At 40.8% G+C, this 23,456-nt stretch carries 20 protein-coding genes and 1 pseudogene; 20 read left to right on the forward strand and 1 reads right to left on the reverse strand.

Annotated features, from left to right (window positions below):
- Positions 1-34: 34 nt before the first annotated feature.
- From queA to A7967_RS12320, 8 genes are all read left to right on the forward strand, one after another.
- On the forward strand, positions 35-1,066 hold the full coding sequence (gene queA, locus A7967_RS12285; protein WP_064435721.1) for a tRNA preQ1(34) S-adenosylmethionine ribosyltransferase-isomerase QueA: 1,032 nt from the start codon (positions 35-37) through the stop codon (positions 1,064-1,066).
- 199 nt (positions 1,067-1,265) lie between these two features.
- Positions 1,266-2,393, forward strand: a complete 1,128-nt coding sequence (gene tgt / locus A7967_RS12290) for a tRNA guanosine(34) transglycosylase Tgt (protein WP_054204472.1) — start codon at positions 1,266-1,268, stop codon at positions 2,391-2,393.
- A 36-nt stretch (positions 2,394-2,429) separates the two neighbouring features.
- Entirely contained in the window at positions 2,430-2,768 is a 339-nt protein-coding gene (gene yajC, locus A7967_RS12295) for a preprotein translocase subunit YajC (RefSeq protein ID WP_054204471.1), read from the forward strand.
- A 22-nt stretch (positions 2,769-2,790) separates the two neighbouring features.
- Complete coding sequence (secD, locus tag A7967_RS12300) at positions 2,791-4,650, forward strand: protein translocase subunit SecD (RefSeq protein ID WP_054204470.1); 1,860 nt, start codon at positions 2,791-2,793, stop codon at positions 4,648-4,650.
- A 9-nt stretch (positions 4,651-4,659) separates the two neighbouring features.
- Positions 4,660-5,607: a protein translocase subunit SecF gene (gene secF, locus A7967_RS12305; protein ID WP_054204469.1), complete on the forward strand. Its 948-nt coding sequence runs from the start codon at positions 4,660-4,662 to the stop codon at positions 5,605-5,607.
- 261 nt (positions 5,608-5,868) lie between these two features.
- On the forward strand, positions 5,869-6,393 hold the full coding sequence (locus A7967_RS12310; RefSeq protein WP_054204468.1) for a hypothetical protein: 525 nt from the start codon (positions 5,869-5,871) through the stop codon (positions 6,391-6,393).
- A 30-nt stretch (positions 6,394-6,423) separates the two neighbouring features.
- Entirely contained in the window at positions 6,424-8,274 is a 1,851-nt protein-coding gene (locus tag A7967_RS12315; RefSeq protein ID WP_082916330.1) for a GGDEF domain-containing protein, read from the forward strand.
- 82 nt (positions 8,275-8,356) lie between these two features.
- On the forward strand, positions 8,357-9,172 hold the full coding sequence (locus tag A7967_RS12320) for a substrate-binding periplasmic protein (RefSeq protein ID WP_064435722.1): 816 nt from the start codon (positions 8,357-8,359) through the stop codon (positions 9,170-9,172).
- Positions 9,173-9,222: 50 nt separating this feature from the next.
- Here the strand turns inward: A7967_RS12320 and suhB are convergent, their stop codons facing one another.
- Positions 9,223-10,026, reverse strand: coding sequence for an inositol-1-monophosphatase (suhB, locus tag A7967_RS12325; protein WP_054452814.1), 804 nt, complete (start codon positions 10,024-10,026; stop codon positions 9,223-9,225).
- 280 nt (positions 10,027-10,306) lie between these two features.
- Between suhB and A7967_RS22380 the strand changes: the two are divergent.
- From A7967_RS22380 to nagP, 12 genes and pseudogenes are all read left to right on the forward strand, one after another.
- Positions 10,307-10,727: pseudogene (locus A7967_RS22380) on the forward strand (four helix bundle protein).
- A 120-nt stretch (positions 10,728-10,847) separates the two neighbouring features.
- The gene (trmJ, locus tag A7967_RS12340) at positions 10,848-11,570 is read left to right on the forward strand and encodes a tRNA (cytosine(32)/uridine(32)-2'-O)-methyltransferase TrmJ (protein WP_054204461.1); all 723 of its coding nucleotides are present in this window, start codon (positions 10,848-10,850) and stop codon (positions 11,568-11,570) included.
- A 204-nt stretch (positions 11,571-11,774) separates the two neighbouring features.
- Positions 11,775-12,266 carry a Fe-S cluster assembly transcriptional regulator IscR gene (gene iscR, locus A7967_RS12345; protein WP_054204460.1) on the forward strand — a complete coding sequence of 164 codons (492 nt, stop codon included), beginning with the start codon at positions 11,775-11,777 and terminating at the stop codon, positions 12,264-12,266.
- Between the two features lie 23 nt (positions 12,267-12,289).
- Positions 12,290-13,507: an IscS subfamily cysteine desulfurase gene (locus A7967_RS12350; protein WP_054204459.1), complete on the forward strand. Its 1,218-nt coding sequence runs from the start codon at positions 12,290-12,292 to the stop codon at positions 13,505-13,507.
- A 40-nt stretch (positions 13,508-13,547) separates the two neighbouring features.
- A complete protein-coding gene (gene iscU, locus A7967_RS12355; RefSeq protein ID WP_054204458.1) occupies positions 13,548-13,931 on the forward strand; it encodes a Fe-S cluster assembly scaffold IscU in 384 nt (127 codons plus the stop codon).
- A gap of 10 nt (positions 13,932-13,941) precedes the next feature.
- Positions 13,942-14,265: an iron-sulfur cluster assembly protein IscA gene (gene iscA, locus A7967_RS12360; RefSeq protein ID WP_054204457.1), complete on the forward strand. Its 324-nt coding sequence runs from the start codon at positions 13,942-13,944 to the stop codon at positions 14,263-14,265.
- Positions 14,266-14,359: 94 nt separating this feature from the next.
- Entirely contained in the window at positions 14,360-14,887 is a 528-nt protein-coding gene (hscB, locus tag A7967_RS12365) for a co-chaperone HscB (RefSeq protein WP_054452812.1), read from the forward strand.
- Positions 14,888-14,938: 51 nt separating this feature from the next.
- Positions 14,939-16,801, forward strand: a complete 1,863-nt coding sequence (hscA, locus tag A7967_RS12370; RefSeq protein WP_064435724.1) for a Fe-S protein assembly chaperone HscA — start codon at positions 14,939-14,941, stop codon at positions 16,799-16,801.
- Between the two features lie 11 nt (positions 16,802-16,812).
- The gene (fdx, locus tag A7967_RS12375; protein ID WP_054204454.1) at positions 16,813-17,151 is read left to right on the forward strand and encodes an ISC system 2Fe-2S type ferredoxin; all 339 of its coding nucleotides are present in this window, start codon (positions 16,813-16,815) and stop codon (positions 17,149-17,151) included.
- A gap of 204 nt (positions 17,152-17,355) precedes the next feature.
- On the forward strand, positions 17,356-18,783 hold the full coding sequence (locus tag A7967_RS12380; protein ID WP_064435725.1) for an NAD-dependent succinate-semialdehyde dehydrogenase: 1,428 nt from the start codon (positions 17,356-17,358) through the stop codon (positions 18,781-18,783).
- 160 nt (positions 18,784-18,943) lie between these two features.
- Positions 18,944-21,592, forward strand: coding sequence for a family 20 glycosylhydrolase (locus A7967_RS12385; protein ID WP_064435726.1), 2,649 nt, complete (start codon positions 18,944-18,946; stop codon positions 21,590-21,592).
- Between the two features lie 234 nt (positions 21,593-21,826).
- On the forward strand, positions 21,827-23,122 hold the full coding sequence (gene nagP, locus A7967_RS12390; RefSeq protein WP_064435747.1) for an N-acetylglucosamine MFS transporter NagP: 1,296 nt from the start codon (positions 21,827-21,829) through the stop codon (positions 23,120-23,122).
- Positions 23,123-23,456: the final 334 nt, after the last annotated feature.

The raw sequence follows: 23,456 nt of genomic DNA on the forward strand, positions 1-23,456 counted from the left end.
TGGCGCGACTTTTTTGATGTGGATGTTCCCTCTTATGCGCGTGGCCGATTTTAGCTTTGACCTTCCTGATGAATTAATTGCTCGTTTTCCTAAACAGGATCGAACCAGTAGTCGATTACTCACCTTAGATGGCCCCAGTGGCGACCTAAAACACAAGATATTTAGTGATGTACTTGATCTAGTTAATGAAAATGACTTGCTTGTATTTAATAACACAAAAGTAATCCCTGCGCGTATGTATGGCCAGAAATCCTCTGGTGGTAAAGTTGAAGTATTAGTTGAACGAGTACTCGACGAGCATCGTGTGTTGGCCCATGTGCGAGCCAGTAAATCACCAAAACCTGGGACCACCATCATCCTTGAAGGTAAAGCTGAGGCAACTATGGTGGGTCGTCATGGTGAGTTATTTGAATTGCAATTTACTGATAGCCAAAATGTACTAGAAATATTGAATGACATTGGCCACATGCCATTACCACCTTATATTGACCGCCCAGACACAGACGAAGACCGTAAGCGCTACCAGACTGTTTACGGTGAAAAGCCTGGTGCTGTTGCAGCGCCTACCGCAGGTCTGCATTTTGATGACGCTTTAATGGCGGCTTTAAAAGCAAAGGGTGTGAGTATGGCATTTGTTACATTACACGTAGGCGCAGGTACATTTCAGCCTGTACGTGTAGATTCGGTTGATGATCATATAATGCACTCAGAATACATTGAAGTGCCTGATGATGTTGTCGCTGCTGTAGCCGCAACAAAAGCCAAAGGTGGGCGAGTTATTGCAGTGGGTACAACGTCTGTACGCTCACTTGAATCAGCAGCAAAGATCCATGGTGGCCAATTAGCCACTTACTTTGGTGATACCGATATATTTATTTACCCAGGTTATGAGTTTAATGTAGTTGATGCCATGGTAACTAATTTTCATTTATCAGAATCAACACTGATTATGCTAGTGAGCGCATTTGCGGGGCAAGATAATATTATGGGTGCATATCAAACCGCTATTGAGCAAAAATATCGCTTTTTCAGTTATGGCGATGCAATGTTTTTAACTCGCAAATAGTTTTTATTGTTAAAGTAGATAAAACCCAACTCAGTGTTGGGTTTTTTAGTTTTAGTTTTACACTTTTAATCGCCGCTTTTAGCCCAATTAATGGTATTACAGTAGTAAGTAATGATAGAATCGAGCGGTTAAATTATAGCTTGTTGGTGTTCGTGACCAACATCAGTAGTTGGACTGTTTTTCCGACATTGAGGTAAATATGAAATTTGAATTAGACCGTACAGACGGTAAAGCCCGCCGCGGCCGCTTGATTTTTGATAGAGGCGTAGTAGAAACGCCTGCATTTATGCCTGTAGGGACTTACGGCACAGTCAAAGGCATGACGCCGGATGAAGTTAAAGATACTGGTGCGCACATTTGCCTTGGTAACACTTTTCACTTAATGCTTCGCCCTGGGACAGAAATCATCAAGCAACATGGTGGTTTACACGGTTTTATGAATTGGGATAAACCAATTTTAACCGATTCAGGTGGTTTCCAAGTATTTAGCTTAGGCGCAATGCGCAAGATCTCTGAAGAAGGTGTTTTATTTAGCTCGCCAGTTAACGGTGAAAAAATTATGTTATCACCTGAAAAAGCGATGCAAGTACAGCGTGATTTAGGTTCAGATATCGTGATGATTTTTGACGAATGTACGCCTTACCCAGCGACTGAAAAAGAAGCGAAAGACTCAATGGAGCTATCACTTCGTTGGGCTAAACGTTCTAAAGAAGGTCATAGTGATAACCCGTCAGCTTTGTTTGGTATTATCCAAGGTGGCATGTATCCAGAGCTACGTGCTCAATCACAAGCTGGTCTTGAAGAGATTGGTTTTGATGGTTATGCGCTAGGTGGTTTATCAGTAGGTGAGCCAAAGGCTGATATGATTAATATTCTTGATCATTGTGCTTATAAAATGCCAGAGAACAAACCTCGCTACCTAATGGGTGTGGGCAAGCCTGAAGATTTAGTCGAAGCGGTACGCCGTGGTATCGACATGTTTGATTGTGTGATGCCAACTCGAAATGCACGTAACGGCCATTTATTTATTACTGGTGGTATTGTCAAAATACGTAACGCAGTACATAAAACAGACACCGGCCCTTTAGATCCAGAATGCGATTGCCATACGTGTAAAAATTACTCTCGCGCTTACTTACATCACCTTGATAAATGTAATGAAATATTAGGTGCGCGACTAAATACTATTCATAACTTACGTTATTACCAGCGTGTTATGGAAGGTTTGCGTAATGCCATTAGTGAAGGCAAATTAGATGAATTCGTAAATGATTTTTATGCACGCCGCGGCCAAGAAGTGCCAGAGCTTGCTGATACAGAAAATTAAAAAATTAAATTTTATAAAAATTAAAGAGGAAGTGTTATGAGTTTATTTATTTCAAACGCCCACGCAAGTGCGGCAGGTGCAGCTCCAGCCGGTGGTGGTTATGAGATGTTGATTATGCTAGCTATTTTTGGCTTAGTATTTTACTTCTTGATTTACCGTCCACAAGCTAAGCGCGTAAAAGAGCATAAAAGCTTAATGAGCGCGATGGCTAAAGGTGACGAAGTACTTACACAAGGTGGTTTAGTCGGTAAAATTGCTAAGATCTCTGAAGATAAAGACTTCATCGTTATCTCATTGAATGACCAAGCAGAAGTCACTGTACAAAAATCAGCAGTGTCAGCTGTGCTGCCTAAAGGCACAATGAAGTCACTATAATAATAAAAATAAGGACGCCCACGTGTTAAACAAGTTTCCATTATGGAAGTATTTACTTGTTCTAGCTGTGATTGCGATTGGCCTTTTATATGCCTCTCCTAATTTGTATGGTCGTGATCCGGCCATACAAATTTCAGGCACTAAAGGCGCTGACGCTGATCTCAGTGTAGTAGATAAAGTAAATTCCATACTTAAAGATCAAAACGTTACTGTAAAATCAGCAAAACTGGAAGACGGCCAAGTATTGATCCGTTTCAAAAATGTTGAAGAGCAGCTTAAAGCGCAAGATTTATTGCGTGATGGATTGAGCGAAGATTACATCTCAGCCATTAATATGGCCCCGGCGCAACCTCATTGGTTAAAAGCCCTTGGCGGTAACCCAATGAAATTGGGCTTGGATTTAAGTGGCGGTGTTCACTTTACGATGGAAATCGACATGGTCACTGCGGTTGATAATGCGCTTGAGCAAATGAACCAAGATTACAAAAGTGACCTACGTGAAGAAAAGTTACGCTATCGCACGGTTCGCCGTGTAGCGGGTACTGAACGTATTCGTGTTGAAATGCGTAACGAAGAAGACAAAGACGCTGCTGAGCGTTTCTTACAATCACGTTACCCTCTACATAACTTCATCGATGATAGCTCTAACGATAATGCGTTTTACGCGAATATTAGTGATCAGAAACTAAAAGAAATTCGTGACTACGCTATCAAGCAAAACGAAACAATTATTCGTAACCGTATCAACCAAATTGGTGTTGCAGAGCCTAATGTACAACGCCAAGGTGCAGAGCGTATTATTGTTCAGCTACCAGGTGTACAAGATACAGCCCGCGCCAAAGAAATTTTAGGTGCAACGGCAACGCTTGAGTTTCGTGAAGTGGATGAAAATGCAGATCCGAGTGCCGCAGCACAAGGGCGCATTCCACCTGGCACCGAAATGATTATGAGCCGTGATGGTTACCCTGTGGTATTAAAAAAACGCATCATTCTTGAAGGTAGCCACATTACTGGCGCGCAATCAGGTGCTGATGAGTATCAACGTCCACAAGTAAGTATCAGCCTTGACAGCAAAGGCGGCGCAAAAATGAATGCCTTTACCAAGCGTGCTATTGGCAAGCGTATGGCAACTGTATTTATTGAATATAAGCCATCAGGTAAAACTGACGAAAACGGCAAAGCATTACCGCCAATTAAAGTGGAAGAAGTAATTAACGTAGCAACCATTCAAGCCCGCCTTGATCGTTCGTTCCGTATTACCGGCATTGATAACCCAGCAGAAGCGCATAACTTAAGTTTATTACTACGTGCGGGTGCACTTGTAGCACCAATTCAAATCGTTGAAGAACGTACAGTAGGACCAAGCTTAGGCCAAGAAAATATAGAAGCTGGTATGACTGCGGTTGCATTAGGCTTTCTTTTCGTACTGATATTCATGTTGGTTTACTACAAAGGCTTTGGTTTAGTCGCTAACCTTGCATTGGCAGCTAACTTAGTATTAATAGTGGGTGTAATGTCGCTGATCCCTGGTGCTGCATTAACACTGCCTGGTATTGCCGGTATCGTATTAACGGTTGGTATGGCGGTCGATGCGAACGTACTAATATTTGAGCGTATTCGTGAAGAATTGGCTGATGGACGTAGTCCTCAGCAAGCAGTTCATCATGGTTATGACAGTGCATTTAGTACAATTTTTGATGCTAATATTACAACCTTAATTGCAGCAGTTATCTTATTCGCTGTTGGTACAGGTCCGATCGCAGGTTTTGCAGTAACACTTGCCATTGGTATTCTTACTTCAATGTTTACAGCCATTGTTGGTACCCGTGCGGTGATCAACTTATTCATTGGCGGTAAGCGAATTGATAAGCTGTCAATCTAAGGAGCATATATGCAAATTTTAAAATTAGGTGGCAGAACGTTAGGTTTCATGTCACTTCGCAAAGTTGCAATGAGTATCTCAACGCTACTTATTTTAGCTTCGTTTGCTTCTTTCTTTGTGAAAGGTTTAAACTTTGGCTTAGATTTTACGGGTGGTACAGCCGTTGAAGTCGGTTTTGCACAGCCAGCGGATTTAAAGAAAGTACGCTCAGTATTAGCTGAAAATGGCTTCGCAGATGCATCAGTACAATTATTTGGTTCAAGCCAAGAAATTTTAGTACGTCTTGCCCCTCGTGGTGATGATGTAAAAGCTGAAGTTATTGGTAACCAAGTAATTGACGCGTTAAAAATAGCCGATAGTAGTGTAGTGATGCGCCGTATCGAGTTTGTTGGACCAAGCGTAGGTGAAGACTTAAAAGAGCAGGGTGGCCTTGCCATGCTTACTGCACTTATTTGTATCTTAATATACGTGGCGTTTCGTTTTGAATGGCGCTTTGCCGTTGGCGCTGTAGCTGCCCTCTTACACGATGTTATTCTTACTTTAGGTTTGTTCTCAGTATTAGGTTTAGAGTTTGACTTAACCATTTTGGCAGCAATACTAGCGGTAATAGGTTATTCACTTAATGATACGATCGTTGTATCTGACCGTATTCGTGAAAACTTCCGTAAAGTGCGTATAGATGACACTGTTGAGATCATTGATATTTCGTTAACGCAAACACTTAACCGTACCTTAGTAACATCAATCACCACTATTTTAGTATTGATTGCTTTGTTTTCTTGGGGCGGGCAAACAATTCACGGTTTTGCAACCGCGCTATTGTTTGGTGTGTTCATTGGTACTTACTCTTCTGTTTATGTTGCCAGCGCCGTTGCTATTGCAATGGGTGTAAGCAAAGAAGATTTAATACCAGAAGTAATCGAAAAAGAAGGCGCAGACTTAGACCCTATGCCGTAGGCTGGTTCTTAATAGAACAACTAAGTTTTCGTTTAAAAACCGCTCATTGAGCGGTTTTTTGTTTTTGGGTATTAAATTTTTAGGGCTGACCCTTACGCCGCGCAAATCAAGCTCAGATAACATATCAAACCTGCGCGAGGTAAACTCCCGCCTACGGGCGTGATTAACTCGGGCGTGTAAAATCTCTTAAATCTCCTATTTCTAAAATGCGATGTATTATATATAATGAGAATCATTATTAAATATGGATGTAATAAAAGTATGTTAAAGCAACTTGTGTTAGTAAGCAGTCTGTTCACACTCGCAGCATGTAATGATTCAGAACCAAAACAATCAGCGGCGACCGAAAAAGGTCCATTAACTTCGCTTGAGCAGTATGATTTACAAGCCAAGACTTTATTGGCTAACATACGAGCAAAAAAAGATGCAGCAAGTTTAGAGGTTGAATCAGCTGACTTAGTCACGGTTTCACAAGTACTGTTGAGTGAGTTTACGGTTAAGTACCCGCAATGTACTGAGTATTTAAATGCACTTAATGCTGCAGCTAAATTGATCCCAACGTTGCCGATAGAAGAAATTGAAACGGGTTATCATGCTGATGGCAAATTACCAAAATTTGATGACCCAGTTTGCTATCATGCGAAAGACTTACTTGTACACCCTGCAACAGTACAGGCAATTGCACGTTTAGGTTTTGTTGATGAACAAGCATTTCAAGATGCAGAGCTTGAAATTGTTGAAGTAATAGCTCATTTTGATCAGGTACAAAAAGCACTGAATAAATAACGGATAATACAAATGAGGGTGGGCTCTGACATGAAATTGTCATACACCCTTGATACTTTAGCCGCTTCCCTATTTAAGTATTGGTCGGTCAAGGTGAATTATCAGCTAGCGATACTCGAAGATATACTACAAAACAGTGCAATAACAACGCTTTTCCAACCCATTTTTGATATTTCAGGACAACAAATTTTAGGCTATGAGGCACTCAGTCGCGGGCCTAAATCGTGCGTGTTAGAGATGCCAAGTGCCTTATTTAGTACTGCTGTATATTTTGAAAAAATCTCCGAGCTAGAGTTACTATGTCGCTCTAAAGCAATTGAAAACTTTGTAAACTTAAAGCTGCAAGGTAAATTATTCTTAAATGTGAGTCCTAAAACACTTTTAGATCCTTGCCATCCAAAAGGGGAAACGTTACATCTTGTTGAACACTTTGGTTTAGCTGCAAATAGAGTTGTTATTGAAGTCACCGAACAAGAAAAGGTGGATGATGGTTTTTTACTCTTAAAAACCATCGGGCATTATCGAAAACTTGGTTTTTCAATTGCTATAGATGACCTAGGTGCGGGCTACTCTGGTTTAAAACAATGGTCAGAACTATGCCCTGATTACGTAAAAATTGATCGTTATTTTATAGATCATTGTGATGAGAGCGTTGTTAAAAAAGAATTTTTAAAATCGATTATTGAACTGGCAAAAGTAACAAATACCGCAGTAATAGCCGAAGGCATTGAACGTGTTGAAGAGCTCAGTTTACTTGAAGGGCTGGGCATTATGCATGCTCAAGGTTTTTTATTAGAAAGACCCAGTCAATCCCCCAGCACACAGTTTAATTCTAAACAATTACAAGGGTTAAGTTTTACGCCTCCTAGTAATCAATACGATCAATCATTAGTAATAGGCCGTCTAGCGGTAGAGCATGTACCAATTGATTGGCAAACACGCTGTAAAGATGCACATAATATTTTTGAAAAAAATAAATCCATCATAAGTTTAGCGGTAGTAAATGAAGAGAATGCCCCCATTGGTTTACTGCATAAAGACCAGCTTACTGAAGTATTTGCGGCACCTTATGGACATGCCCTCTATGATAAACGCCCTGTTACTGCGCTAATGCACAAGCAACCTTTAGTTGTTGATGAAAATCAACCACTTGATACCGTAAGCCAACAAATAACAGAAAATGACTTCGACATTCGCCGCCATATTATAATTACTCGTACAGGTCGGTATCTAGGATTAGCGCCGTTACGTGATATTCTAAAACACATTACAGCAGAGAAAATTCGCCATGCTCAGCATGCAAACCCCCTTACAATGTTACCTGGAAATGTGGCGATTAATGAGGCAATTGAGAGCCGTTTACGTGTGAAAAATGGGTTCTCACTTGCTTATATAGATTTAAACCATTTCAAGCAATTTAATGATCTATATGGTTATGCCAGCGGAGACAGCGTAATAAAATTACTGGCAGATGTAACCGTTCAAGCTTGTAAAGATGTTCCCAGTTTTGTGGGTCATATAGGTGGCGATGATTTTATGGTGGTGTTTGATAATGATCAGGCAGTTGCTGTTTGTAATACCATTATCAGCAACTTTGAGTTGCAATCACGTGCTTTTTTTACGCCGGAGCATATCGCCAGTGGAGGATATTGGGCCTCTAATCGAGAAGGTGAAAAACAGTTTGTACCGTTATTAACATTATCGATAGGTGTTGTAGAACCTGATTTGGATCAATGCATTAATAGTCATCAAGTTGCGGCCTTAGCAACAGATGCGAAAAAAGAAGCTAAGCGATATCGTCATAGCTATTTATTTGTGTGTAATCGACGAGGCCCTGCGCCTGCTGTTGTACGCTTAAGTTCAGATAAACAAGCAGTGTAAAGTTTACTTAATAGGTACGTATTTTACTTGAGTATTTACTCATCAAGGTGTAGCTTAAAAAAAACACTAGAATATAACTCTGATGACTAAATATTTTTTCTCGTTAGTTTCACTGTTCGTAATGCTGTATGTAAATAATACGCAGGCTCAACAAGCTATTAATATAGCTCAAGAGCAACGCCCACAATATAAGCGCGATGAATATTTAACAACATTGCTCACTCTCGCGCTCAATGCGGCTGAACAGCCAGCCAAACTCAATACGGTTAATGTGCATCCACACCAGCAGCGTACTCTTATTGCGTTAGATAGCGACGCAATTGACTTGTATTGGAGCATGACTAGTCCAGATCGTGAAACGCTAGCAATCCCTATTAAAGTTCCTTTATTTAAAGGATATATAGGAAAACGCGCCTTGGTTACACAACAGGCTTTTTTAAATAGATTTGAGAATATAACAACGCTCGATCAATTAGCATCGTTTACAGCAGTGCAAGGGCATGATTGGCCAGATACAAAAATTTTAGCAAGCAATGGCTTGTCAGTTCGCCCATTGGCTAACTATGAAGCCATGTTTGGTTTGGTCGCAAATGGCCGTGTCGACTATTTTCCACGTTCTTTTATTGAGGTCAGCTCTGAGCTCGTTCAAGTTAACAATAAAGCATTAGTGATAGTGCCCAATATATATATTAGTTACCCTAGTGCATTTTATTACTTTGTTACAAAGCGAAAACCAGAGCTTGCTGATGCATTATATAAAGGGCTTGAAATCATGCAAAAAAATGGTTCTTTTGATGCGCTATTTATGAAGTACTTCTCAGCTGATTTAAAAGCATTACCTTTTGAATCAGAGGGTGTCATCGAAATAAAGCTAGATAACCCTTATTTTAAGCCATAAAAAAGGAGCCAAAGCTCCTTTTTTAGTATTAACTAGGTTTTAATTCGCTATTAACGAAGTAAAGCTTCAGTTAATACAGGGCGAATCTCACGAATAATTGCTTGCGTAAGTTTAGGTGAGCCGCAGATAATGTTACCGCTGTGGTTATAGTTATTACCACCTGCAAAATCAACAACCATACCGCCAGCTTCTTTAACCATTAATTCACCCGCAGCGCTATGCCATGGTTTTAAACCAATTTCAAAGAAACCATCAACGCGCCCAGCTGCAACATAAGCCATATCTAATGCTGAGCTACCTGCACGGCGAATATCAGCAGTATGTACAAATAAGGCTTTGAATGCTTCAGTGTATGCATCAATGTGGTGTTTGTTTTTGTATGGGAAACCAGTGGCAAGTACAGTACCTGACAGTACAGTCGTTTTGCTTACACGAAGACGCTTGCTATTTAGCTGTGCGCCTTGACCACGAGAGGCAGTGAAAAGCTCACCACGAATAGGATCGTAGATAACAGCTTGGTCTAAACGACCTTTTACTTTAAGTGCGATAGAAATCGCATAATGAGGAAGACCTTTGATGAAGTTTGTTGTGCCATCAATAGGATCTACAATCCATTGGTAATCTGCATCCTTGCCTACATGTTCGCCTAACTCTTCACCAACAATAGAGTGAGCAGGGAAAGACTGTAAAATAGTGTCACGTATTACGGCTTCGGCTTCTTTATCAATATTAGTTACTAAATCGTTAGTGCCTTTTTGTTGCACTTCAACTTTTGATAAATCTTCACTTGCGCGAAGTAAAATTTTGCCTGCGTTGCGCGCAGCGCGAACCGCAATGTTTAACATTGGATGCATGGTATACCCTTGGGTTGTAAAAGAACGTTTATATATTTCAGCCGGCATATTCTAGCGATTTTTGACACAAAGTAAACAATAAAGCCTAAATAACTTTGTGTGTTTTTTATACGTTATTGTTTGCGATAAGGTTTGTTGGTATTGTTTTCCGTCAGCCGTCAGCCGTCAGCCGTCAGCCGTCAGCCGTCAGCCGTCAGCCGTCAGCCGTCAGCCCATAAATTTGCATTCTATGGTTTTTGTTCCTATATATTCAACTTATCGTCTATGGACTGGAAATATAATGAACTTTGAAAATTTAGCTGTATGGAAGCGCTCAGCAAGATTAAGAGCTGATATTTATAAATTTACGGTAGAGCTAACCGATTATGGTTTTAGGAATCAATTAACCAGATCGAGTTTGTCTGTACCTAGTAACATAGCCGACAAAATTGCAGGAGCAAATTTTGAACGCGCTTGCGCGGCCTCGAAGAGGTGAGATAAATGGACTTATCGAATAAGGAATGACTCGCGAAAGTAACAAAGAGCGAGTTAGATTCTTAGATATTTCTAGATCTTCGTTAGCGGAAGCGAGAACACAAATTTATATCGGGATAGACATTAATTATATAAATAAAAATATCGGCGTTCAGTGGATAAATGAAACAATAGAGCTATCAAAAATGTTGACAGCTCTAAAGGAAAAAATCAAAGCTGATAGCTGATAGCTGATAGCTGATAGCTGATAGCTGATAGCTGATAGCTGATAGCTGATAGCTGATAGCTGATAGCTTTTCTCTATGTTATAATCCGCGCAATTTTGGTATGAGTTAAGTGGCATAGTAATGATCTTAGATGACATCCGTATTGTTTTAGTAAACACCTCACATGCTGGTAATATCGGCTCAGCGGCACGCGCAATGAAAACCATGGGTTTATCAAAACTTTATTTAGTTGACCCAGCGTGTGAAGTCGATAGTCATGCCAGTGCATTGGCTGCAGGTGCAACAGATGTACTTGGTAACGCTGTGATTGTTGATACGGTTGCAGATGCAATTGCGGGTTGTGCACTAACGATTGGCACGAGTGCGCGTTCGCGTACATTATCTTGGCCGATGGTAGAGCCACGCGAGTGTGGAGAAAAGTTAGTTGCAGAAGCCGTAAATGGTCCTGTAGCACTTGTCTTTGGTCGTGAAAACAGTGGTCTAAGTAATGAAGAACTGCAAATGTGTAATTATCATGTATGCATTCCCGCTAACCCAGAATACAGTTCACTTAACCTTGCAATGGCCGTTCAAACGCTATGTTATGAAACACGCATGGCATTTTTAAATGAGCAGCCAAAAAAAGTCGAGCAAGATGACGCAGTATACCCAAGTTCAAAGCAAACAGAGTTGTTCTACGATCATTTAGAGTCAACATTGTTGGATACTGGTTTTATTATCAAGCAGCATCCTGGCATGGTGATGACGAAATTACGTCGTTTATTTAACCGTGCTCGCCCAGAGGATGCAGAACTAAATATTCTACGCGGTATTTTAACTTCAATAAATAAGTCTACTAAATAAGCGAAAGTTATAAGGCAATATACCCACTAATACTTGACTAAATTACTCAAGTAATTACAATGAGCACAATACCTGACTAAAATAGTCGGGTATTGAAGAATATTGAAGGCTCTAAGCTCACGGCTCTATAGCTGATTCGATATAATACTTGATTATTTTACTCTGGTAATTAAAATTTGCACTCTTTAGTAGTGCGGGGGCTCTATGAAGTTAACATCAAAAGGCAGATATGCCGTCACAGCGATGCTAGATGTTGCACTACATACAAGTGTAGGGCCAGTTCCCCTTGCCGATATTTCAGAACGACAAGAAATTTCGTTGTCGTATCTTGAACAATTATTTGCCCGATTACGTAAAAATGGTTTAGTAAGCTCAGTGCGCGGTCCAGGTGGAGGTTATCTACTTGGTCGAGATCCAAGTGCAATCTCGGTGGGCGATGTAATAAGCGCCGTCGACGAATCAGTTGATGTAACGCGCTGTCATGGCGCAACAGGCGGTTGTCAAAGCGGTATGCGTTGTTTGACACACACTTTGTGGTCAGATTTAAGTGCCCGCATAGAAGATTTTTTAAATGGTATTACCCTTGCTGAATTGGTGGAAAAGTCAGATGTGAAAGAAGTCGCATCTCGCCAAGATAACAGCGTTAATAATGCAATTAAGCAATTGGAAAATATTCAAGTAAGCTGTCAACTTTAGGTTGGCGTCCAGCGGAGAAAGAAATGAAGTTACCGATTTATTTAGATTACGCAGCAACCACGCCAGTTGACGAGCGTGTTGCAAAAGAAATGATGCAATGCCTAACAATGGACGGCAATTTTGGTAACCCTGCATCACGTTCACACCGTTTTGGTTGGCAAGCTGAAGAAGCGATCGATCAAGCACGTACTGATATCGCAGATTTAATTAACGCAGACCCACGTGAAATCGTTTTCACATCGGGTGCGACAGAATCAAACAACCTTGCAATCAAAGGTGCAGCACAGTTTTATAAAAAGAAAGGTAAGCATATTATTACCGCTAAAACTGAGCATAAAGCGGTTATAGATACATGTCGTGAATTAGAGCGTCAAGGTTTTGAAGTCACTTATATGGACGTTGAAGAAAACGGCCTACTTGATCTGCAAAAACTAGCTGACACAATGCGTGATGACACCGTATTAGTGAGCATTATGCACGTTAACAACGAGCTAGGCGTAATTCAAGATATCGCAACGATTGGCGAAATGTGCCGTGAACGTAAAATTATGTTTCATGTTGATGCAGCGCAAAGTGCAGGTAAAGTATTAATCGATATTCAACAGCTTAAAGTTGATTTCATGTCGTTCTCAGCACATAAAATGTATGGCCCTAAAGGTATTGGCGCATTATATGTACGTCGTAAACCACGTGCACGCCTTGAAGCGCAAATGCACGGTGGCGGCCATGAGCGCGGTATGCGCTCTGGAACTCTAGCGACTCACCAACTTGTTGGCATGGGTGCTGCGTTTAGAATCGCAAAACAAGATTTCGAAAAAGATTACGCCCATATCGCAGCGCTACGTAAGCGTTTGATTGATGGCATTATGGCTGATATGGAAGAAGTGTACTTCAACGGTACACCTGATCAATCAGTACCAGGAATTGTTAACATCAGCTTTAATTTTGTTGAAGGTGAATCGTTATTGATGGCTGTTAAAGATATTGCTGTATCATCAGGTTCTGCCTGTACATCAGCAAGCTTAGAGCCTTCTTATGTATTACGTGCGCTTGGTCGTAACGATGAATTAGCACACAGCTCAATTCGTTTTAGTATTGGCCGTTTTACCACCGAAGAAGAGATTGATTATACCGTCAATTTAATGAAAAACTCTATCGGTCGCTTACGTGAGATGTCGCCTCTTTGGGAAATGCATCAAGAAGGTGTTGATTTGGATTCAGTTGAATGGGCACATCATTAATTGATGTGCACATCCGCTAGCAGGTAGTGAGGATAGTATTATGGCGTATAGTAATAAAGTAATCGATCATGTTGAAAACCCACGTAACGTAGGTGTTTTAGACAAAAATGACCCATCAGTAGCAACGGGTATGGTTGGCGCACCAGCATGTGGTGACGTTATGAAGCTGCAAATTAAAGTATCAGCTGAGGGCGTAATTGAAGACGCTAAATTTAAAACATACGGTTGTGGTAGCGCAATAGCTTCATCATCACTTGTAACAGAGTGGGTTAAAGGTAAGACATTAGATGAAGCATCTATGATCAAAAACACTGATATCAGTGCTGAGCTTGAATTACCACCAGTGAAAATTCACTGTTCAATTTTAGCTGAAGATGCAATCCAAGCGGCAATTGCAGATTACAAAAGTAAACAAGCGAAGTAAGAGATAAATCATGGCAGTGACATTGACAGAAGCGGCAGTAAACCGCGTAGAATCATTTTTAGCAAATCGCGGAAAAGGCCTTGGCTTACGCGTAGGCATTAAAACGACGGGCTGTTCAGGTCTTGCATATGTTCTTGAGTTTGTAGACGAGTTATCTGATGGCGATGAAGTATTTGAATCCCAAGGGGTTAAAGTAATCGTTGATGCTAAAAGCTTAGTTTATATTGATGGTACTGAACTTGATTACACCAAAGAAGGTTTGAACGAAGGGTTTAAATTTATTAACCCAAATCAAGCTGACGAGTGTGGTTGTGGCGAAAGTTTCACAGTATAAACAATAAAGTGATTGTATTCTTAAGCCCTGCACCTGTAGGGCTTTGTTCTATCTGAATTTTAAGCCAATATGTTAATTTGGCATGGTTGGAATTATGCGCTATTTTGAGTTATTTGCGATACCGGTTGATTACAATGTGGATTTGGTAAAAGTCAGTAAAAATTACCTCGATCTTCAGCGTGCTGTTCACCCTGATCGTCATGCTAATGCCAGCAGCCGTGATAAGTTATTAGCTGTCCAAAATGCCGCAGAAATTAATGACGCACTACAAATTTTAAAGCATCCGGTAAAACGTGCCGAGTACATGCTCAGTGAATTAGGTGTTGATATTCGTGCTGAGCAGCAAACACTGCAAGATCCGCTGTTTTTAATGCAGCAAATGGAATTACGCGAAGAGCTTGAAGAGTTAAGCACAAGTCACGATCCTGATACCGCGATTGCCCATTTTGAACAACAAATAAAACAACTTGATAGCCAATATAGTGCGCAGCTTGCGGAGCAACTAGCAAGTAATGATGAACAGCAATGGCAGCTTGCCGCGGATAACATTCGTAAATTAAAGTTCGTGTATAAATTGCGTGATGAATTAGAACGTATTGAAGACAGTTTATTCGACGATTAATTATCTAACTTACTGAACCATTGGTAAGTCAAACAAGAGTTAAAGAGCATTATGGCATTATTGCAGATTGCTGAGCCGGGGCAGAGCGCGGCACCACATGAACATAAGTTAGCAATAGGTATTGACCTTGGTACGACCAACTCATTAGTTGCGACAGTACAAAGTGGCGAAGCCCGTACATTAACCGATGTTAATGGCGCAGCCATGTTACCGTCTGTTGTACGTTATACCGCTGATGGTATCACAGTGGGCGAACTTGCTGCTCAAGCTGCAACACAAGACCCTGTAAATACTTTAATTTCAGTTAAGCGTTTTTTAGGTAAAACTCAAGCTGAAATAGAGCAAAGCTACGGTCAATTGCCGTATGATTTTTGTCAGCACGATGGCGCATTAGCGATTACCACCGCAGCTGGCAACATCAGCCCAATTACAGCTTCAAGCGACATACTAAAAGCATTAAAGCAACGCGCCGAAGAAAGCTTTGCAGGGCAAGATATTTTAGGTGCGGTGATCACGGTGCCAGCTTATTTTGATGATGCACAGCGCCAAAGCACCAAGGATGCCGCAGAACTTGCTGGCATTAATGTACTGCGATTATTAAATGAACCAACAGCCGCCGCGGTTGCTTATGGTTTAGATTCTGGCCAAGAAGGCATTATCGCTGTTTATGATTTAGGCGGCGGTACGTTTGATATTTCAATCCTGCGTTTAAACCAAGGTGTGTTTGAAGTATTAGCAACGGGTGGAGATTCAAGCCTCGGTGGCGATGATTTTGACTCATTATTAGTCGATCACTTTAAGCGTGAAACCGGTGTGATGACATTATCTCCATCAGTGTTGCGCTTGTTCATTAATAAAGCAAAAGCCTGTAAAGAAGCGCTCAGTAAATATGCTAAGGTAAATGTTGGGCTAGAGTTTGACGATGAAAAACACATGGTTGAAGTCACTCGCGAAAAGTTTGAAGAACTCGCCATGGTACTGGTTAAAAAAACGCTTCGTTCGTGTCGCAGAGCAGTTAAAGATGCTGGCATTACAAATGATGAAGTACTGCAAGTCGTGATGGTGGGTGGTTCAACCCGTATGCCAATTGTACGCAGTCAAGTTGCCGAGTTTTTTAATAAAGAGCCACTGACTTCTATCGACCCTGATCGCGTAGTTGCACTGGGCGCGGCATTACAAGCTGATGTATTAGTAGGTAATAAGCCTGATTCAGACATGTTATTACTTGATGTATTACCATTGTCCCTAGGCTTAGAAACAATGGGTGGTTTAGTCGAAAAAATCATTCCACGTAATACCACAATACCGGTTGCTCGCGCACAAGAATTTACGACCTTTAAAGATGGTCAAACGGCGATGTCGTTACATGTACTGCAAGGTGAGCGTGAGCTGGTTGATGATTGTCGCTCATTGGCTAAATTTAGCTTAAAAGGTATTCCACCAATGGCAGCCGGTGCTGCGCATATTCGTGTTACCTTCAAAGTAGACGCCGATGGTTTACTTAGCGTATCAGCCATGGAAAAATCAACGGGCGTACAAGCTGAAATTCAAGTTAAACCATCGTTTGGCTTGTCAGATGAGCAAGTTGCTAACATGCTTAAAGAGTCAATGACCAATGCTAAAGGTGATATGCAAGCGCGTATGCTTAAAGAGCAGCAAGTTGAAGCATTACGTGTTATTGAAGCACTTTATGCATCATTGGCAACCGATAGCGCTTTACTTGATGAAAAAGAATTAACTAACTTGAATGCTGAAATTGCTAAACTGGTAACAGTTCGTGAGACAGCCATCGAGCCAAATGAAATAAAAGCAGCCATTGAGAAAGTTGATAACGCCAGTAGTAAATTTGCTGAGTTAAGAATGGATGCATCGATTAAAAAAGCACTGCAAGGGCAGTCAGTAGACAACGTTTAAAAGAGGTTAGAATGCCACAAATTATTTTTCTTCCCCATCCGGAATTATGTCCTGACGGCGCTGCAATTGATGCACCAAGTGGTGAAACAGTACTTAATGTTGCACTTAAAAACGGGATCAGTATTCCGCACGCGTGCGAAAAGTCATGTGCATGTACCACTTGCCATTTAGTTATCCGTGAAGGGTTTGACTCACTTGATGAAAGTGACGAGCTTGAAGACGACATGCTAGATAAAGCATGGGGCTTAGAGCCTGAATCACGCTTAGGTTGCCAAGCAATCATCCGTGATGAAGACTTAATAGTTGAAATACCAAAGTACAACCTCAATATTGTTAATGAAGATCATTGATTTTGAGCTCAGCTATAAGCTGTAAGCCTTAAGCTGTATAGAAAACACCGCGCTCAATTTGAACGCGGTGTTTTTGTTTCTAGATATGAAAAACCAGCGCGAGATAAATGCCCGCCCACGGGATAGCATTGGACGGGGTGTTTAACAACTTATAACTTACTACTTATAACTCAATTTTTATAGCTAATTACCGGAGAGATTTCTATGTCACATCTACTATTTAACGACTCTTTCATTAACGGTGAATTTTACTCCACCGATAAAAACTTCAGTGTTGATGACCCCGCCACACAGCAAAGCATCATCATGGTGAGTGACGTAGATGATATTGGGGTTCATAAAGCAATTAATACCGCTCACGATGCATTTATTAAACTCAAATTAACCAATGCAACAACGCGTAGCAATGTGCTAATGCGTTGGTATGATCTAGTAATGCAAAATAAACAAACGCTTGCTGAGTTAATGACTAAAGAGCAAGGCAAGCCTCTAAAAGAAGCACTTGGTGAAGTTGACTACGGGGCTGCGTTTATCAAATGGTACGCTGAACAAGCTAAGCGTAGTTATGGAGATGTCATACCAGCAACAGATAATAACCACCGTTTAACCAGCTTTAAGCAACCAGTTGGTGTAGTTGCAGGAATAACACCATGGAACTTCCCGATTGCAATGGTGACACGTAAAGTAGCACCAGCCTACGCAGCTGGTTGTAGCTTTGTTCTAAAACCTTCAGAACACACGCCTTTATGTGCACTCGCATTAGCATATTTAGCTGATCAAGCTGGTTTTGAAAAAGGTGCATTTAATGTATTACTAAGCGAAGATGCGCCGCGTGTTGGTAAAATTCTGACTGAATCAAACATCGTGCGTAAGTTCACTTTTACCGGCTCAACCGGTGTTGGTAAGCAGTTGCTTACTCAGTGCGCCTCTACAGTCAAACGCACATCAATGGAGTTAGGCGGTAATGCACCCTTTATTATTTTTGATAATGCCGATTTAGATGAAGCTGTAACAGGTTTGATGGGCGCTAAATTTAGAAATGGCGGGCAAACCTGCGTCGCCGCTAATCGTATTTTTGTACAGCGCAGCATACTAGATCAAGTTGTCGATAAATTAGCTAAAAAAGTTGCAACATTAAAAGTGGGCAACGGCTGTGACGAAAATACCGACATTGGCCCACTTATTTACCCTAAAGCCAAACAAAAAGTGCAAGAGTTAGTGGCTGATGCAAAAGCAAAAGGCGCAATTCAAATAAGTGATGATGTGCAGCTAGTGGGTAGTTTTCAAGCGCCACTTATTTTAACTGGCGTTAATCCAAAGATGGATATTTATCACCAAGAAGTATTTGGCCCCGTAGTTAGTATTATTGTATTTGATGAAGAGGCTGAAGTGCTCGCACTTGCCAATGATGTACCTTATGGTCTTGCCGCGTATTTTTATAGTCAAAACATCAAGCAAATTTATCGTGTAAGTGAAGCGCTGGAATACGGAATGGTCGGTATTAACGAAGGGCTAATTTCAAACCCTGTGGCTCCATTCGGTGGTGTGAAACAGTCAGGCCTTGGGCGTGAAGGGGGGTATCAAGGGTTAGACGAATACCTCGAAGAAAAATATGTGTGCATCAAGCTCTAAGCTGCAATTTACGCTATATTTTTCTGAAGAAAACCTGATTAAGTTAATTATTGATAGCGCTGTCATTGCGGTTTTTATATGATGGTGTTGAATAAATAACAAAAAGAAGGGCTACGCTGGGGACAATACGTAGCCTTAAGGTTTAAACGAGGAGAGAGCAATGGATTTCAAAAAGCGCGCTTTAGCCAGTCTAATCGCTGCACTGCCACTTATGGCCCAGGCCCAGTTTTCACAAAACGACGTTAATAGTTTTGCAAAAGAAACCACACTGACATTTGCAGTGGTTGATAACTTTCACAATAAAGATGCGGGCTTTTTAGGTAAAATCATACTTAATAACCAATCTGATGTTGCACTTGCTGCAGGTGAAAGCGATTGGCAGCTTTATATTCACTCCGTACGTAAAATAAATACTGAGCATGTTGCAGGTTTAAACATTGAACATGTGAATGGTGATTTACACCGCATAGTACCAACCAAAGACTTTAAAGGTTTGCCTGCAGGTAAAAGTTTAGAGATAGAATTTGATGCTCAAGTATGGGTTGTTGCTTATACCGACTTTATGCCGCGTGCCTTTTTTGTGTCAGGTGATCACAAACCGGCTATTTTTGCTAACACAGATAGCGAAGACATGAGCCAGTTTGTAGCTCCGTTTGAGCGTGAAAACCAACTTCGCCGTTATAACGAGCCAAAAGACCGTACAGTACTAATCACGCCAGAAGTGCGTTTTGAACGAAACCAACAAACAACTACAAAAGTATCTCAAGAAGATGCGCTAAAACGCATCATTCCAAAGCCACAAAAAGTTGAGTTTAACCGTGGTGTTGCCAAGCTGGATAATAGCTGGCAAATACGTTTTCAAGGTCAGTTAAAAAATGAAACCATGGTTTTCATGCAAGACCTACAAAATGATTATGGCTTAACCTTAAAAGCAGAGCCTGATCACATAAAAGCAAATAAAGAAAAGCTGATCAGCCTAAAGGTAAACCCACAATTAGCTAACGGTAAAAGCGAAAGCTATACCTTAGAAATTGATGACGACCGTATTGATATTGTTGGTAGTGACAATGCCGGTGTGTTTTATGCAATGCAAAGCCTGCTTAATTTATTACCAGCAAACAGCCAAGGTGCGATTGAAGTTCCGCAGCTAGAGCTTGAAGATAGTCCGCGTTATGGCTGGCGTGGTATGCATTACGATAATGGTCGTAACTACCATGGTAAAGACGCAATGTTCAAACTTGTTGAACAAATGGCGCGTTATAAAATGAATAAACTACACTGGCATTTTTCTGAAGATGAAGGCTGGCGTTTAGAAATTCCAGGCCTACCAGAGCTAACAGATATTGGTGGTTATCGCTGTTTTGATCTTGAAGAAAAAGAATGTCTATTAACTCAGCTAGGTACCGGGCCATTTAAATCAGGCTCAGGTAACGGCTACCTTACACGCAGCGAGTTTGTTGAACTGCTCACATTTGCCAGAGACCGTCATATTCAAATCATTCCTGAAATTGAAGGTCCAGGCCATGCGCGTGCATCGATAAAGGCAATGGAAGCGCGTTACCATAAGCTTGCCGATGAAGCTCAAAAAGTAGCTAAAAATAATCTTATTAATAAAAAGAATACTAAAAAAGAAGCGCAGCAAGTTGATATTAGCGCCGCAACACAGTATTTGCTAAGCGATCCAAACGACACGTCAGTTTATATGACGGTGCAAAACTACAAAGATAACTCAATGAATGTGTGTATGGATTCAACTTACGCATTTTTAGATAAAGTAACCTACGAGCTACAACAAATGTACCGTGAAGCGGGGGTTCAACTTACTAACCTTCACTTTGGTGGTGATGAAGTAGGTGCGGGGTCTTGGGTAGATTCACCAATATGCCAAGCGATGTTTGCCGACCCTAACAACGGTGTTGCAGGCGCAGGTGATTTAAAGCCTTACTTTACCCAGCGCGTTGCCAAACTACTTGAAAAGCGCGGTATTTCACCAGGCGCATGGGAAGATGGGTTAATGTATGATCGCACAAACCCATTTAAGCGTGATGAATTTCCAAATAAAACCTTTACAGCAAATGTATGGGATAATATTTGGGAGTGGGGCGTAGCTGATAGAGCTTATCGCCTAGCAAATGCAGGTTACCAAGTGATTTTATCGCACGGTACACACCTATACTTTGATCACCCTTATGAGGCTCATCCAGAAGAGCGTGGTTACTACTGGGCAACGCGTTATACCGATACCAAAAAAGCATTTAACTATATGCCTGATGATGTGTATGCGAATGCCGATTACACACGCACGCGTGAGCCAATTGAAAATCTAGAAGCCTTAGTTGGTCGCCCGTTACCACAACTTGAAAAACCTGAGAATATTTTAGGTATGCAAGGGCAGGTATGGTCAGAAACCATTCGTACTGAAGATCAAGTATTAGCGATGATCTTCCCACGTATATTGTCTGTGGCAGAACGTGCATGGCATAAAGCACCATGGGAAGGCGAAAAGGTTGATACAAAAACCCAAGAAAAAGATTGGGCGCAGTTTTCTGCCGCTGTTGGTTTGAAAGAGTTAACAAAACTCGTAAATGCGGGTGTTAATGTGAATCTGCCAGTACCCGGTGGGATAGTGAATAACGGTAAGTTACAAGTTAATACCCCGTTTGCTTATTTACAAACAGAATATAGTTTAGATAATGGGGCAACGTGGCTTGCGTATACAGCTCCGATCAGTGTTTCTAAAGAGCAATCTATTGCACTTAGAAGTAGCTTAAACGATAAAAGTAAAAGTAGAATTACGTATATAAATTAATGTTTTAGTAATAAATATGTATTTGAAAGGGCCGCAAGGCCCTTTTTTTGTATGCTTGTAAAGTAAATAGTTACTAGTAATATGGCTACAATTGACGTAATGTTTTATGGCAGCGCTGTCATTTTTGTTGCGATAATGTTATTTTTATCTCGCAAAAGTGTTATACAATACAGCAACGCTAATCGTCGAATTAAGTTAATAATTATAACGATAGATCGCAACAAGAAGATGTTAATGGAAGCCACTGTGTCAAAATCAAATAATCAAAGTAATTTTATACCCATGGCCATTGTCGCCACTCTATTTTTTATATTAGGGTTTGCAACGTGGTTAAATGGCTCTCTTATGCCTTACTTAAAGCAGGTATTGCAGCTAAGCCCATTTCAAGCTTCTCTTATTTTATTCTCATTTTATATAGCGGTCACATTTACAGCTGTACCCTCGGCGATGATCATACGTAAAGTGGGCTACAAAAACGGCATGGCGCTAGGTATGGCGACTATGATGGTTGCAGGTTTATTGTTTATTCCTGCCGCAAAAACACAAGTGTTTGCACTGTTTTTATTTGCACAATTAGTGATGGGTGCTGGCCAAACATTATTACAAACAGCAGTTAATCCATATGTTGTGCGTATAGGGCCTGAAGAATCAGCCGCGGCACGCGTAAGTGTAATGGGTATATTGAATAAAGGTGCAGGCGTTATTGCACCAATCGTATTTACAGCATTAATCCTAAGTGACTTTACTGGTTTAGTAGGTAAAGAGTTAACGCAATTAGAAATTGATGCAATGGCAAATAGCTTAATTTACCCTTATTTAGGTATGGCTTTATTTATAGGTGCATTAGCATTTGCAGTAACAAAAATGCCATTACCTGAGTTACAAGATGATGAAGACCAAGGTGCCAAAGGGCAAGTAAAAGAAGCGCTTTCTCATCCAAGTCTTGCATTAGGTGTATTAGCATTATTTGTGTATGTTGCGGTAGAAGTGATAGCAGGTGACACAATTGGCACCTTTGCATTATCACTAGGTATTGAACAATATAGCATAATGACTTCTTACACTATGGGCTGTATGGTACTAGGCTATATTTTAGGTATTGCACTCATTCCACGATTTATTTCACAACAAGTCGCATTAAGTGTATCAGCGATTTTAGGCTGTATATTAACGCTGGCAGTTGTATTTAGCGATACTAGTTCTGTAGTTGTTGCAACAGCACTTGGTTTAGAAGTACAGTTACCTGATACCTTACTAATGATTGCAGTGTTAGGTTTTGCCAATGCAATAGTTTGGCCTGCAGTTTGGCCGCTAGCCTTGTCAGGTTTAGGTAAGTTAACAAGTGTTGGCTCTGGTTTATTGGTAATGGGTATTGCCGGTGGTGCATTTGGCCCATTATTCTGGGGTTTAGCAAGTGGTGGTGTTGATTCGGCAGAGGCACAACAAGGTGCTTATATTGTAATGCTTCCTTGTTATTTATTTATTCTTTTCTATGCTGTTAAAGGGCATAAAATGAAGAGCTGGAAATAAATGACTTCCTAGGCACTATGAAAGTGTGCAATGGATATTTAGCTTTACAGAATTGAAGAACCTAGAACCTAATTTTTGAAAAGAATTTCTATAATGTAGAAATAATCCCGTGTGTAATGCCACCGAAAGGTGGCATTTTTTTGCCTGAAATAAAATGGTAAAGCCATAAGTTTAAGTGTAGGAACAGGCTTTAGCCGTGATTGGCTTCATTGAATCACAGCAAGGCTCGGGTTATGTGCAAAAACCATCGGCGCTAAAGCGCTTTCCTACAACGGCTTTAAACACCAAACCATCACGTAGGAACAGGCTTTAGCCGTGATGTTTTACGCCCTGG

The sequence above is a fragment of the Pseudoalteromonas neustonica genome (assembly GCF_001653135.1).
GTDB lineage: Bacteria > Pseudomonadota > Gammaproteobacteria > Enterobacterales > Alteromonadaceae > Pseudoalteromonas > Pseudoalteromonas neustonica.